Below are 14,608 nucleotides of genomic sequence, written 5' to 3'. Positions count from 1 at the left end.
GCCGCGGTATCGGCGCCGCCCAACGAACGAGCCGTTGTCTTGGCGTCGCTAGCGCACCTCGATACCTCGTCCCAGGCGGCGCCCCGTCAGACGTCGTTGCGCGCGCGCAACGCATCGCGAATCTCGGTCAGCAATACTTCTTCCTTGCTCGGTGCCGGCGGCGCGGATGGCGCCTCCGCTTCCTTGCGTTTGAGGTGATTGATGCCTTTGACCGCGAGGAAGATTGCAAACGCGACGATGGTGAAGTCGAACACCGTCTGGATGAAACGCCCATAGCTGAGGGTGACCGCCGGCGTATCGCCGACCGCCTGCTTGAGCACGATGGCGAGGTCGGAGAAGTCGACACCACCGATCAACAAGCCCAGCGGCGGCGTCACCACATCGGCGACGAACGACGAGACGATCTTGGTAAAGGCGGCGCCGACGATGATACCGACGGCCATATCGATGACGTTGCCTCGAACGGCGAACGCCTTGAACTCATTGAGCATACCCATCTGTGCTTTCCCTTTTGTCAGTGGAGAATTCAGGATCGGAAATTCGCCGCAGCGCTTCGACCTGTGCAGCATAGGCGGGGTTCAAGCGGCGAGCCAGAGAGGCTACTCGATGAACGGGGCGCGTCGATGACAACGGCTTGATCGCCGTCAAAAGCGATCCGAGGTGGCGGCGCTAAGGTACAGCTCCTCTTCACCCATCTGGAGCGCCACCATGCACGTCGAACACCATCCCCTGACCAGGGACTTCCCCGAGAAACGCGAGCAGCTCCAGTTGCTGCGCCAGCAGGACCCCGCCTTTGCGCGCAAGGCCGAGCAATACGAAGCCCTGGACAAGCAGATCTGCCGGGTAGAAGACGGCGTCGAAACTCTCGATGGCGACGCGTTGAGTGCTCTGAAGCTGGAGCGCGTCACGCTCAAAGACGCCATCGCCCGTGACCTGAAGCGTGCCAGCGGCAGCTGCTGTGGCGGTTGCTGCGGCTAAGCGGCATACAGCGACAGGACGGGCATCTGCAACGGATGCCCGTCGAGCGTTCCGCGAGTCACCCAGCCAGGCCCGGCGAATGGCGCCACGCCGGCGCGATCCTCAGCTAGCCCTGCTCAGAACAACCCACCGAAGCGGAAACCGGCACCCACCCAGACAAAGGCCACCGCCGTCAGCGTGATCAGGACGATATGCACTCCCAGCTGCGATAGCCGCTGCGCATCGAGCTTGGGGATGATCGCCAGCCGCGCATGTACGCCCAAAAGCGCAGTGAAGGCCAGAAGCGCCAGCTTGGCCTGGATCAGATGCGCGATGGGCGAGTCACCGAACCATTGGGCGTGCGGCAGCCACTGCCCCGCCAGCCATATGCCGGTTGCGATCTGCAGCAGCAAGGCCGGAATCCCGACCCGCTCATAGAGCGCTTCGAATGTACGCACCGGCTGCACGTCGCGGCGACGCAGCGCACCGGGCAGTACGCTGAGCAGCAACACCAGATGCCCGCCGACCCAGACGCTAGCGCCGAGAAGATGCAGGAACAACATGTAGCGCATGGGGCGACTCCTGTTCGATTTGTTTACAGTCTGGCGGCTCTGAAGGCGCTTGTGGCTGATGGCGATCAAGTCAGCCGCTATCATGCGACTCCACTCATCCGACGCGGAGTTCCTCATGGCCAAGGCCAAGCGCATGTATGGCTGCACCGAATGTGGCTCGACCTTTCCCAAATGGGCAGGCCAATGCGGTGACTGTGGCGCCTGGAACACGCTGGTCGAAACCGTGATCGACGGCGCCGCCCCCCCGTCCGGGCGCGCCGGCTGGGCGGGCGATCAGGCCAACATCAAGACCCTGGCCGAAGTCAGCGTCGAGGAAGTGCCCCGTTTCTCGACGGCTTCCGGCGAGCTGGACCGCGTACTCGGCGGCGGCCTGGTCGACGGCTCGGTGGTGCTGATCGGCGGCGACCCTGGCATCGGCAAGTCGACCATCCTGCTGCAGACGCTGTGCAACGTGGCTCGCCAGTTTCCCGCGCTTTACGTCACCGGCGAAGAATCGCAGCAGCAGGTGGCCATGCGCGCGCGACGCCTGGACCTGCCGCAGGATCGGCTCAAGGTGATGACCGAAACCTGCATCGAATCGATCATTGCCACCGCCCGCCTGGAAAAGCCCAAGGTGATGGTGATCGACTCGATCCAGACCATCTTCACCGAGCAACTGCAATCGGCGCCGGGCGGGGTCGCTCAGGTACGCGAAAGCGCGGCATTGCTGGTGCGTTTCGCCAAGCAGAGCGGCACGGCGATCTTCCTGGTCGGCCACGTCACCAAGGAAGGTGCGCTGGCCGGGCCGCGCGTGCTCGAGCACATGGTCGACACCGTGCTGTATTTCGAGGGGGAATCGGATGGGCGCCTGCGCCTGCTGCGTGCGGTGAAGAACCGCTTCGGCGCCATCAACGAACTGGGCGTGTTCGGCATGACCGACAAGGGCCTCAAGGAAGTCACCAACCCCTCGGCGATCTTCCTCACCCGCGCGCAGGAAGCGGTGCCTGGCAGCGTGGTGATGGCCACCTGGGAAGGCACCCGGCCGATGCTCGTGGAGGTGCAGGCGCTGGTCGATACCAGCCACATGGCCAACCCGCGGCGCGTCACCCTGGGCCTCGACCAGAACCGCCTGGCCATGCTGCTGGCCGTACTGCATCGCCACGGCGGGATCCCGACCTACGATCAGGACGTGTTCATCAACGTGGTTGGCGGGGTGAAAGTGCTCGAGACGGCCTCGGATCTGGCGCTCATGGCAGCTGTGATATCCAGCCTGCGCAACCGGCCGCTGGATACCGATCTGCTGGTCTTCGGCGAGGTCGGCCTGTCCGGGGAAATCCGCCCGGTCCCGAGCGGCCAGGAGCGGCTGAAGGAAGCCGCCAAGCATGGTTTCAAGCGGGCCATCGTGCCCAAGGGCAATGCACCCAAGGAAGCACCCGCCGGGTTGCAGGTCATCGCGGTGACGCGCCTCGAACAGGCGCTGGATGCGTTGTTCGAATAGTCCGCGTGGTCAGGGCTCGCCGAGCGCCGCCAGTTCGCGCTCCAGCAACGCTTCGTCACCGAGATTGAGCTCGACCAGCCGCCGCAGGTGAGTGATGGAAACCACGTCGATGTGCCGGCACACCAGGCCGACCAGCTCCCCTTCGCTATGGGACATCTCGACCTGCATGCGCACCTCGGCGTCGTCGGCCAGCCGTATCCGTGCTTCGAATGGCTGACTGGGATCGGCGTCCCAGTCCTTCGGCCGATGCACCAGCAGCCCTTTCAGGGAAAGGTCGTGCAACTCGACCGGCCAGCGGCGCGCGCCCTGCTCCAGCTCCGTTTCCGCATCGAAGGCGATGCGCTGGAACCGTCGACGATCGCTGTTTGTTTCACTCATTGGGATCACTCCGGGAAATTTCCGTTTAACTATAGGCCACCCTGGCTGCGGCCGGCTTACAGCCAGCGCCGTACCCGCCGCCGGTAGGTCCGATACTCGTCATCGAACAATCGCGTGAGCAGATGTTCTTCGTGCACGATCACGGCGCGCTGCATGCAGTAGATCAGCAGCGGCAGCAGCAACCAGGGCCAGAGACTGTCCAGCAAAGCCCCCACGCCGCAGTAGATCAGCGTGTCTGCCAGGTAGATCGGGTTGCGCGAGAAGCCGAACGGGCCCGTCTGCAACAGGCTGCTTGGCCTTCCGTAAGGGTTGATGGTGGTGCGATGACGAAGCATCTCCCAGGCCGCCCAAAGCATCAGCAGGACGCCAAGGGCGATCGCAGTCCAACCCGCGTACGCGACCAGTTCGTGCGGGGGCAAATCGAGCGGCGCCCACCGGGCCAAGGCCCAGGCGCAACCGATGAATGCCAGGTAGACCAGCGGCGGTGGCGGGATCGGTCCGACAGATTTGGCAGGCATGGGCGCATCCAGATGGAGAGGGATGAACAGTGCGACCCGCGAGCGCGACACTGCCCTCGGTGATCGACGTATCGAACAGCAGCCGGTTTGAACCCGAAAGTGGACGTTAGTGCTGTCCCGGTAGCCAGCCATGCACCATCGCGTGCTTCATCAGGTCGGCCGGCCGGTCGATGTCGAGCTTGCGACGAATGCTCAGACGGTGGGTTTCCACGGTCCGCACGCTGATCTGCAGCGCACGCGCCATGGTTTTGTTGTTGTGCCCCTGAGCGAGCATCAGCAGGACTTCCCGCTCGCGAGGGGTCAACTCGCGCTCCTCGGCGCTGTGGTTGGCCAGCTTTTCGGCAACCCCCTCGCTGTAATAGGTGCCGCCAGCGGCGATGGCTTCGATCGCGACGATGATCTCGCGTGATGGCGCGTCCTTGAGCACGTAACCACGGGCGCCGACCTTCACCGAGGTGTTCACGTACTCCTGGTTGTCGTACATGCTCAGGATAAGCACGCGAATATCCGGAAAGTCGCGGCGCAACGACTGGGTCAGTTCGAGGCCGTTGATATCCTTCAGCCCGATGTCCATCAGCACGACATCGGCTGGCACACGCTTGAGCAGGTCGAAGGCTTCGGCGCCGCTGCCGGCTTCGCCGACCACGTCCAGTTCGGGTACGGCCATCAGCAGTGCGCGGATGCCGTCCCGAACCAACGCATGGTCGTCGATCAGTACCACCTTGATATGTGCTTGCGGGTTCATTGAGCGAGCCTCTTGTTGTCGTCGACAGAAGTCAGCCGGTGTGCGCCGGCAAGGTCACGTCCAGCTCGGTGCCGCCGGCTTCGGACGCCAGATTGAAGCGCCCTCCGAAGTGCTCCACCCGCTCGCGGATGTTGCGCAAACCGATGCCGCCGCCCTTGATGCTATCGAGCTTGCGCGGATTGAAGCCGACGCCATCGTCGCGCACCCGCAAGCGCACCGAAACGCCATCACCGTCCAGGCTGATACGAACCTGGCGTGCGCCAGCGTGACGCTCGATATTGGTCAGAGCTTCCTGCAGCACGCGGAACAGCGCCACCGCCACCGAGTCGTCGGGCGCTCCGTCACCGAGGTTATTGGTGTATCGCATCGTCAGGCCGCTGCGCTGCCCGAACTCGGCGACAAGCTGGCCAATGGCCGCCGAAAGCCCAAGGGTATCAAGCAATGAAGGATGCAGGTCATGGGAGATTCGTCGCACTTCGCCGATGGCGCCAGCCAGCCGCTCGACGCCCGTATCGAGGGTGGTCTGCGCCTTGGGATTGCCGCTGGCCAGTTCGTGGCTGGCCAGCTCGAACTGAAACTTGATCGACACCAGCAGCTGGCTGATGCCGTCATGCAGCTCCCGGGAAACGCGCGAGCGCTCCTCCTCCTGCAGGCTGACGATACGCTGAGTCAATGATTGCAACTTGCGGTCAGCCAGCCGCCGCTCGCTGACGTTCAAGGTCAGGCCGCTGGCGAACACCAGCAGCACCGCGACCAGCGCCACCCCGGCGATCGCCAGCATCGTGGTATGAATGCCACTGGAGACTTCGTTGCGCACGTTCAGGATCGCCTGATCGACGTCCTCGAGATAAAGCCCGGTGCCCAGCATCCAGCCCCAGCGTTCGAGCATCACCACGTAGGCGAGCTTGGCCGCGAACTGCCCGGTAGACGGCTTTTGCCAGGTATAGCGCTGGAAGCCGTCACCGGTCTGCGCGCTGCGCATCAGCGCCTGGATCACGGGCAGGCCGTTCGGATCCGTCATGTTCCAGAGGTCCTGGCCGACCAGTTCGCTCTGACGCGGATGCATCAAACTGCGCCCGCTGCGGTCGTAGACGAAAAAATAGCCATCGCTGCCGAAGCTGAAACGGCCTAGCGCGGCCAACACCTTCTGCTTGGTCTCATCGTCATCCAGGCCGCTGTCGTAGAGCGGCGCGATGATGCTGGTGGCCATCTCCACGTAGTTCTTCAACTCCGCCTGCTTGCTCGCCAGGATGCTGGCCTCGATCAGTTGCGCCTGCTGTTCGCCGAGCCGCTGGTTCTGCACGATGACCAGCGCGCAGACGACCGCCACGGCCAGCAGCAATGGCAGGATGCTGAGTGCGGCGATCTTGTGCTTGAGCTGCATCGAGCCTCTCCGATTCAGGGAAACATCAGGCGGCGGAGCGAAAGTGCTCGGACCTGGGTTGCATCCGCGTCGCGACCTCGCAGAACGCCTGGGCAAAAACGAAAAAGCCCGGCAATGGCCGGGCTTTCGCTGCTGCTGGTCGTGTTTAGTTACCGTAGACCGGGAACTTGGCGCAGATCGCCTCGACCTTGCCGCGCACGGTCTCGATCACCGACTCGTCGCCCATGTTGTCGAGAATGTCGCAGATCCAGCCGGCCAGGTCGCGGCACTCGGTCTCGCCGAAGCCACGCGTGGTCACTGCCGGCGTACCGATGCGCAGACCGGAGGTGACGAAGGGCGAGCGCGGATCGTTCGGCACGCTGTTCTTGTTCACGGTGATGTGAGCGCGACCCAGAGCGGCGTCGGCATCCTTTCCGGTGACGTCCTGCTTGATCAGGCTGAGCAGGAACAGATGGTTCTGGGTGCCGCCGGAGACGACGTCGAAGCCGCGCTGAATGAACACCTCGGCCATGGCCTGGGCATTCTTCACCACCTGCTGCTGATAAGCCTTGAACTCGGGCTGCAGCGCTTCCTTGAAGCACACCGCCTTGGCGGCGATGACGTGCTCAAGCGGGCCGCCCTGGGCGCCAGGGAACACGGCCGAGTTCAGCTTCTTCTCGATCTCGGCATTGGCACGGGCAAGGATCAGGCCACCGCGCGGACCACGCAGGGTCTTGTGGGTGGTGGTGGTGACGACGTCAGCGAACGGTACCGGATTCGGGTAGACGCCCGCGGCGACCAGACCGGCTACGTGCGCCATGTCGACGAACAGGTAGGCACCGACCTTGTCGGCAATTTCGCGGAAACGGGCGAAATCCAGCTTCTGCGAATAGGCGGAGAAACCGGCAACGATCATCTTCGGTTTGTGCTCGAGAGCCAGACGCTCGACTTCGTCGTAATCGATCAGACCCTGATCGTTGATGCCGTACTGCACGGCGTTGTACAGCTTGCCGGAGGAGGAAACGCTGGCACCGTGGGTCAGGTGGCCACCGTGGGCCAGGCTCATGCCGAGGATGGTGTCGCCAGCGTTGAGCAGCGCCAGGTAGACCGCGCTGTTGGCTTGCGAACCGGCATGCGGCTGGACGTTGGCGTAGTCGGCGCCGAACAGCTCCTTGGCGCGATCGATGGCCAGTTGTTCGACCACGTCGACGTACTCGCAACCGCCGTAGTAGCGCTTGCCCGGATAGCCTTCGGCGTACTTGTTGGTGAGCACCGAACCTTGGGCTTCCATCACCGCCGGGCTGGTGTAGTTCTCCGAGGCGATCAGCTCGATATGGTCTTCCTGGCGCTTGGCTTCCTGCTGCATGGCAGCGAAGAGATCGGCGTCGAAACGGGCGAGGGTCAAATCACGGCTGAACATGGCAGTCCTCAGAGTCAGCTGGCGGTAAAAAGCGAGCCGCAGATTCTACCTCATCCGAAAAAATGCGGGTATGAGGCTTGGTCATACGCAACGTGAAGGCATTGGCAGACGTAGCCGGCGCCACGCTCCGGCTGCCTCTGGCGACCTTGCGGTGCGGCTCATCGGCTCGGCGTCCGGGCCTGGTAGCCGGAAACGACCTCGCCCAGGCGATCCGCCGGCATCGGCCGGCCAAGATAAAAACCCTGTACTTCGTCGCAGCCATGCGCCTGAAGGAAATCCAGCTGCGGCCGGTTTTCCACGCCTTCGGCGATCACCGACAGCCCCAGGCTGTGCGCCATGGCGATGATCGCGCGGGCGATCTGGCCGTCCTGCTCGCCTTCGGGCAGCCCGTCGACGAAGCTGCGGTCGATTTTCAGCACGTCGATGGGAAACTGCTTGAGGTAGTTCAGCGAGGAATAGCCGGTGCCGAAATCATCGATGGCGATCGACGGCCCGAGCCGCTTGAGCGAATCGAGCGTACGCAGCGCCTCGCACACGTCCTGCATAAGAATGCTTTCGGTCAGCTCCAGCTCGAGGCGAGCCGGCGTGATGCCGCTCGAAGCGAGGATGGCGGCGATACGCTGACCGAGCTGACCGTCGGCGAACTGCCGGGCCGAAAGATTCACCGCGACCTTCGGCACCCTGAGGCCTTCTCGCTCCCAGGCCAGGATCTGCCGGCAGGCCTCCGCGAGCACCCAGTCACCGACCTCGACCACCAATCCCAACTCCTCCAGCACCGGAATGAACGCCGCCGGTGACACCAGGCCACGAGTTGGGTGCTGCCAGCGCAACAGGGCCTCGACGCCGGTCAGGGTCTGGCCATCGGCGAGCAGCTGCGGCTGATAATGCAGCGTGAACTGTTGCTGTTCGAGGGCATGACGCAGATCGCTTTCGAGTTCCAGTCGCTCCAGCGCGCTGGCGTTCATTTCGGCCTGATAGAACTGAAAGTTGTTCTTGCCGCGCTCCTTGGCGTGGTACATCGCCGTGTCGGCATTTTTCATAAGCTGGCTGAGGTCGTCGCCGTCCTGCGGGCTGAGTGCGATACCGATGCTGGCCGTAACGAAGAATTCACGCCCCGACAGCACGAACGGCTCGCTCAGGCTGGCCAGTACGCGTTCGCCGACGTGAATGGCACGCTTGAGGGCCTCGTCGCGATCATTGCCCGGATGCAACAGAAAGGTGAACTCGTCGCCGCCCATGCGCGCCACCGTGTCGTCCGCGTCGACACAGGACGCCAGCCGCATGGCGACCTCCTTGAGCATTCGATCGCCGGCGGCATGACCGAGCGAGTCGTTGATCGGCTTGAAGCGGTCCAGGTCGAGGAACATCAGCACGACCCAGCTCCCACGCCGCGCCGCCAGTTGCAGGCTGCTGTACAGCCGGTCCTGGAACAGGGTGCGGTTGGGGAGTTGGGTCAGGCTGTCGTAGTACGCCAGGCGATGGATGCGCTTCTCGCTGGCCTTGCGCTCGCTCATGTCGCTGAAGAAGCAGACATAGCTGACCAGCTCGTGCTCGGCGTCGCGCACCGCGGTGATACCGACCCAGCACGGATAGGTGTCGCCGTCCTTGCGCTTGAGCCAAAACTCACCCTCCCAGGTCCCGGTATCCAATATCTGGTCGCGGACGAAGGTCATCTGGTTGGCTTGCTGGCGGTCGGTACACAGTGTCATTGGCAGCTTGCCCAACATTTCGTCGCAGCCATAGCCGGTAATACGCTGGAATGCCGCGTTGACCTGGACGATGCGCCCCTCCGGGTCGGTGACCACGATCGCCGCGGTGGAATGGTCGAACACCGTCGCGGCGCGGCGCAGCTCCGTTTCGGCCTGGCGCTGCTGACTGACGTCACGGCCGATGCACAGGGTGCCATCGAAACGGTTGTGCTCATCCCAGATCAAGGTGATGCGCAACTCGATAGCCACCGGGCGCCCGTCCGCGGCGCGACAGTCGAAATAGAGGGTTTCGCCTTGCAGGCTCTGACCGAGTTCGGCCAGCGCAGCCGGGCTGGCGGAGGCCTTGCGCACGCGGCGCATCAATTCATAGAAGCGCGCCGCCTGGCGCGGCTTCGTCACCACCCGGTCGAGGCCGTGGCGCAGCGCCCAGTCCGGGCTGTAACCGAGCACCGTCTGAATGGAGGGCCCAACGTAATCGATACGCACGGAGCTGTCGGTGGTGAAAATGACATCCTGCAGGCTACCCGCCAACATGCGATAGCGGCGCTCGCTGGCACGCAGCGAATGGCTGTGCTCGATGTTGGCGGTGACATCACGGGCTACGCCGATGACGCGCCAGATCCGCCCTTGCTCGTCGCGTGACAAGACCCGCTCGCAGAGACTGAACCAGCGCCAACTGCCGTCGCGATGCCGCCAGCGCAACAGCGCCTCCTGCCCCACGCCCTCGCGCATCGAGCCGCGCAAGGCCAGCAAGCGCCAGATGTACTCCTGATCGTCGGGGTGGCTGATGTTCCGCCAGAAGGCATTGCCGTCGTCGCCGCGTTCCGCCTCGCTGTAGCCCAGCCGCGAAGCCAGATTGCTGTTGCTGTAGACCAGCTTGCCACTTTGCAAGTCCTGCACATATAGAGTGTCGGGTACCGCCCGGAGCACCTCGGACCAGAAGCGCTCACGCTCCACCAGCGCCGTTTGCGCCGCTCGCTCACGGGTGACGTCGCGCATGACCCAGACGAAGCAGGACGGGTGCGTTTCGCGCCCCAGACGTAGCGCACCGCGAGCTATGGAAAACAGACGGGACTCGCCACCCTGCAGCAAACGTACGGGCGGAAGGCAGACATCGGTTGCCTGATCGACATCGAAGGCCTGCGGATCGAGCGCGGGCAGCAACTCCTGCAGCCGATAGCGCGACAATTGCTGACCGCCCAGGCCGAACATCTTCTCCGCCTGGCTGTTCAGGTACTGCAGTCGGCCGGAGAAATCGCTGATGAGAACGCGTTCGTCGATGGCATCCAGGGCAGCGATCGAATAACGCAGCGCTTGCCAACGAGGCTCGAAGCGTCTGGGCAACAGGCGAGCGTATAACCGAGCAAACAGTCGGACAAGCGGGGCCAAGCCTTCGGAACGGGACGCCTGCAGCTGAGAAGAATTGTCATCGGTCAAAACTGTCGGACCTGTGCGAGAGGGCGACAACAGCCCTGCGGCGTGTGCGTGAACAGGGCTAAGCATGCCCTGACTGGAGGCGAAACGCCACCATCGAATACGCTGCCGCTGGTTTGCCCTGCCTGGCGCATTCCGGTAGCTTTGCCGGATTGTCTGGCTCGTCCGCCACGACGGGTTTTCCTCCTCTTTTTCTTCGTCACGGGCATTCGTCTCCATGGCTCAATACGTCTATACCATGCACCGGCTGAGCAAAGTCGTTCCGCCGAAGCGTGAAATCCTCAAGAACATTTCCCTGTCCTTTTTTCCGGGTGCCAAGATCGGCGTGCTCGGCCTCAACGGCGCGGGCAAATCCACGCTGCTGAGAATCATGGCCGGCGTCGACAAGGAGTTCGACGGCGAAGCCCGGGCCATGCCCGACCTGAATGTCGGCTACCTGCCGCAGGAGCCGGAACTCGACCCGAGCAAGACCGTTCGCGAAGTCGTCGAAGAAGCGGTCAGCAGTATCAAGGATGCCCAGGCACGTCTGGACGAAGTCTACGCCGCCTATGCCGAACCCGACGCCGACTTCGACAAGCTGGCCGCCGAGCAGGCCAAGCTCGAAGCCATCCTTCAGGCCAGCGACGGCCATAACCTGGAGCGTCAGCTGGAAGTCGCCGCCGACGCCCTGCGCCTGCCGCCATGGGAGGCGAAGGTCGAACACCTGTCCGGTGGTGAGAAGCGCCGCGTCGCGCTGTGCCGTCTGTTGCTGTCGGCACCGGACATGCTGCTGCTGGACGAACCGACCAACCACCTGGACGCCGACTCGGTGGCCTGGCTGGAGCACTTCCTTCACGACTTCCCCGGCACCGTGGTGGCGATCACCCACGACCGCTACTTCCTCGACAACGTCGCCGGCTGGATCCTCGAACTCGACCGTGGCGCGGGCATCCCTTACGAGGGCAACTATTCCGGCTGGCTGGAAGCCAAATCCAACCGCCTGGCGCAGGAATCCAAGCAGCAGTCGGCGCATGAAAAGGCCATGAAGGAAGAGCTGGAGTGGGTGCGCAAGGGCGCCAAGGCCCGCCAGGCCAAGTCCAAGGCACGCCTGCAGCGCTTCGAGGAGCTGCAATCGCAGGAATTCCAGAAGCGTAGCGAGACCAACGAAATCTACATCCCGGCCGGGCCGCGCCTGGGCGACAAGGTCATCGATTTTAACAACGTGACCAAGGGCTACGGCGACCGCGTCCTCATCGACAACCTCTCGTTCAGCATGCCCAAGGGCGCCATCGTCGGCGTGATCGGCGGCAACGGCGCGGGCAAGTCGACGCTGTTCCGCATGATCATGGGCAAGGAGCAGCCGGATTCGGGCAGCATCGAGATCGGCGATACCGTGCAGGTGGCATGCGTCGACCAGAGCCGTGAAGACCTGGACGGCAGCAAGACGGTGTGGGAAGCGGTGTCCGATGGCTCCGACATGATCCGCATCGGCAACTACGAGGTCCCTTCGCGCACCTACGTCGGGCGTTTCAACTTCAAGGGCGGCGACCAGCAGAAGTTCGTCAAGGACCTGTCCGGTGGTGAGCGTGGCCGTCTGCACCTGGCATTGACGCTGAAGGAAGGCGCCAACGTACTGCTGCTCGACGAACCGTCCAACGACCTCGACGTGGAAACGCTGCGCTCGCTGGAAGAGGCGCTGCTGGACTTCCCAGGCGCGGCCATCGTCATCTCCCACGACCGCTGGTTCCTCGACCGCGTCGCCACCCACATCCTCTCCTACGAGGACAACGGCGACATCGTCTTCTTCGAAGGCAACTACACCGAGTACGAAGCCGATCGCAAGAAGCGTCTTGGCGATGCGGCATCTCAGCCGCACCGGGTCAAATACAAGAAGCTCGCGCAGTAGCAACGACCCACAACGGAGCCGCAAAGGCTCCGTTTTTACGTGACGAATCGCCTCTGGTGGCCAATGGCTAGATGCCGGATAATCGCGCGCCTCGAGAGCGGACACGCCAATGCGGAGCGCCCGCAGAGGCCTTGCGATAGGAAGGGATAGGCACCGATATGGCAGCACTGGGCTTACGCGGCAAATCCTTGCTGGTGCTATTGCTGACCTTCCTGCTTGCCATCGGCGTGACAGCGCTGGTTGGGCATGAAGCCCTGCAAGGCGTTCAACACCGCTTCGGTGAGGCCTACGCGCGCAACGTGGTGCAGCTCAACCGTGAGCGGCTTTTCGCACCGGTCACGCGCGAACTGGCCCTGGCCCAGCGACTGGCCGAATCGCAGATCACCCGCTCCTGGCTACTCGACGAAGACGACGCCGCCCGCCGCGAGCTGTTCTTCCGCGAAGCCGCCGGCTATCAGCAGGCGCTCAGCGATCACTCCTACTTCGCCGCGTCAGCCACGACCGGTCGCTACTACTCCAACGGCGGCCAGCAGCCGCCCAGCGAGCTGCCGCGGTATGTGATGAAGCCCGACGAGCCCGATGACGAGTGGTTCTACGTCACGCTGCGTTCGGATGCGCCCTACCACCTGAACGTGGACCGCTCGGCCGTCACCGGGGACCTGAAGATCTGGTTCAACATCGTCGCCCGCGACGGCGACCGCCCCCTTGGCGTCGTCGGTTCGGGCATCAGCCTGAAGGCCTTCGTCACCCAGTTCATTGAAGAGGACAAGACCGGCGTCGAATCGATGGTGCTGGACAGTTTCGGCTCGATCCTGGTCCACCCCAACCCGAACCTTGTCACGCTCAACGCCGATACGTCGCAAGGCCGCTCCTTGTCTACCAACCTGCTTGGCCTGCTCGATGACATCGAACAGGCCCAGGCGCTACGCCAGGCGATGGCCTACAGTCGGGAACACCCTGGCGAGACGGCTACCCTGGAGGCGAGCCTCGATGGCGAGCCGCGCCTGCTGGCCCTGGCCTGGATTCCGGAACTGCAATGGTTCGTCGCCAGCGCCGTCGATCTGCGGACCGCCCAGGTCATCGAACTGAAGCCATTGCTGCCGGCACTCGGCGCCGTTCTGTTGCTGCTGGCGGTGCTGATCGTCGCGGGCGCCTGGCTGGTCGACAAACGCTTGCTGCGCCCGTTGCGGCAGCTGCGCAAAAGCGCTCAGGCGATCGCCGCCGGGCAATACGAAACGCCGCTTCCGATTCATCGCGACGACGAGATCGGCGAGCTGAGCGCCGCGTTCAGCAGCATGGCGCAGCAGGTTCGCAGTCATACCAACGAGCTGGAGCGCAGGGTTCAGGAGCGCACTCACGCCCTGGAGCAGGCCAATCGGGAAATGGCCGCGGCGCACAAGAAGATCGACGATTCGATCGACTACGCCAGCCTGATCCAGCATGCCATCCTGCCCAAGCGCCAGCTGGTCGCCGATCTCGATGATCGCCACGCGGTGCTCTGGCACCCGCGCGATGTGGTCGGCGGCGACTTCTACGTCTATCGCGCCACCGCCCAGGGCTGCCTGCTCGGCGTGGTCGACTGCGCCGGCCATGGCGTACCCGGCGCACTGATGACGATGCTCGCCCATGCCGCGATCGAACAGGCGATTTCCGATGTCGGCCTGGACGACCCGGCCGCGATCCTGGTGCGCACCGACAGCATCGTGCGCAGGATGCTGCGCGACGACGGCACGCAGCATGCCCTGGCCACTAACATGGACGTGGGCCTTGCCTACGTCGACTTCGAGCGCCGTCGCGTGAGCTACGCCGGTGCCAAGATCGCGCTCTACTACAGCGATGGTGAGCGTCTGGATGAACTGCCAGCCGGCCGCCGCGCGGTCGGTGACCGCCGCATCGGCGAGTACCAGAATGCCGAGGTCGAACTGAAACCGGGGCGCACCTTCTATCTGGCCACCGACGGCTTCCTCGATCAGGCCGGCGGCGAACTAGGCTATGGCTTCGGTAACAGTCGCTTCGCCGAGATGATCCTGCGTCACGCCCGGCTGCCGCTGGCCGAGCAAGGCGCCGCGTTCAGAGCGACCCTGGCCGAATACCAGGGCGATTATCCCCAGCGTGACGATATCACCATGTTGTGTTTCCGTTTCGATTGA

The 14,608-nt window shown here is 63.8% G+C and carries 11 protein-coding genes and 1 pseudogene; 4 read left to right on the top strand and 8 right to left on the bottom strand.

Features of this window, described 5'->3' with window-relative positions; all coding sequences use genetic code 11:
* Window positions 1-86 precede the first annotated feature (86 nt).
* A complete protein-coding gene (gene mscL / locus KCX70_RS03670; protein WP_102847070.1) occupies window positions 87-497 on the bottom strand; it encodes a large-conductance mechanosensitive channel protein MscL in 411 nt (136 codons plus the stop codon).
* A 211-nt stretch (window positions 498-708) separates the two neighbouring features.
* Between mscL and KCX70_RS03665 the strand changes: the two genes are divergently transcribed.
* The gene (locus tag KCX70_RS03665; protein ID WP_102852857.1) at window positions 709-978 is read left to right on the top strand and encodes a YdcH family protein; all 270 of its coding nucleotides are present in this window, start codon (window positions 709-711) and stop codon (window positions 976-978) included.
* A gap of 116 nt (window positions 979-1,094) precedes the next feature.
* Here the strand turns inward: KCX70_RS03665 and KCX70_RS03660 are convergent, their stop codons facing one another.
* Window positions 1,095-1,529 carry a CopD family protein gene (locus KCX70_RS03660; protein WP_212619304.1) on the bottom strand — a complete coding sequence of 145 codons (435 nt, stop codon included), beginning with the start codon at window positions 1,527-1,529 and terminating at the stop codon, window positions 1,095-1,097.
* Between the two features lie 115 nt (window positions 1,530-1,644).
* Here KCX70_RS03660 and radA point away from each other — a divergent pair, with 115 nt between their 5' ends.
* Window positions 1,645-3,006: a DNA repair protein RadA gene (gene radA, locus KCX70_RS03655; RefSeq protein ID WP_021209800.1), complete on the top strand. Its 1,362-nt coding sequence runs from the start codon at window positions 1,645-1,647 to the stop codon at window positions 3,004-3,006.
* 9 nt (window positions 3,007-3,015) lie between these two features.
* On the opposite strand, the gene KCX70_RS03650 is transcribed toward radA, so the two are convergent.
* The 6 genes and pseudogenes from KCX70_RS03650 to KCX70_RS03625 form a co-directional block, all read right to left on the bottom strand.
* Window positions 3,016-3,384, bottom strand: coding sequence for a PilZ domain-containing protein (locus KCX70_RS03650; RefSeq protein ID WP_212619303.1), 369 nt, complete (start codon window positions 3,382-3,384; stop codon window positions 3,016-3,018).
* Between the two features lie 56 nt (window positions 3,385-3,440).
* Entirely contained in the window at window positions 3,441-3,902 is a 462-nt protein-coding gene (locus KCX70_RS03645) for a methyltransferase family protein (protein ID WP_021209802.1), read from the bottom strand.
* 106 nt (window positions 3,903-4,008) lie between these two features.
* Window positions 4,009-4,647 carry a response regulator gene (locus KCX70_RS03640; RefSeq protein WP_102852853.1) on the bottom strand — a complete coding sequence of 213 codons (639 nt, stop codon included), beginning with the start codon at window positions 4,645-4,647 and terminating at the stop codon, window positions 4,009-4,011.
* Between the two features lie 31 nt (window positions 4,648-4,678).
* A complete protein-coding gene (locus KCX70_RS03635) occupies window positions 4,679-6,031 on the bottom strand; it encodes a cache domain-containing protein (RefSeq protein WP_021209804.1) in 1,353 nt (450 codons plus the stop codon).
* A gap of 145 nt (window positions 6,032-6,176) precedes the next feature.
* Entirely contained in the window at window positions 6,177-7,430 is a 1,254-nt protein-coding gene (gene glyA / locus KCX70_RS03630) for a serine hydroxymethyltransferase (RefSeq protein WP_021209805.1), read from the bottom strand.
* A gap of 158 nt (window positions 7,431-7,588) precedes the next feature.
* Window positions 7,589-10,222 (bottom strand): annotated as a pseudogene (locus KCX70_RS03625) (sensor domain-containing protein); the annotation flags it as partial.
* 568 nt (window positions 10,223-10,790) lie between these two features.
* On the opposite strand from KCX70_RS03625, the gene ettA reads away from it, so the two are divergent.
* Window positions 10,791-12,458 (top strand): energy-dependent translational throttle protein EttA, encoded by a 1,668-nt coding sequence (gene ettA / locus KCX70_RS03620; protein WP_021209807.1) that lies wholly within the window; start codon window positions 10,791-10,793, stop codon window positions 12,456-12,458.
* Between the two features lie 158 nt (window positions 12,459-12,616).
* Window positions 12,617-14,608, top strand: coding sequence for a biofilm regulation protein phosphatase SiaA (gene siaA, locus KCX70_RS03615; protein WP_212619301.1), 1,992 nt, complete (start codon window positions 12,617-12,619; stop codon window positions 14,606-14,608).

This window comes from Stutzerimonas stutzeri, assembly GCF_018138085.1.
In the GTDB taxonomy this organism is placed as follows: domain Bacteria; phylum Pseudomonadota; class Gammaproteobacteria; order Pseudomonadales; family Pseudomonadaceae; genus Stutzerimonas; species Stutzerimonas stutzeri_AI.
This window is presented reverse-complemented; position numbering and strand designations above follow the sequence as displayed.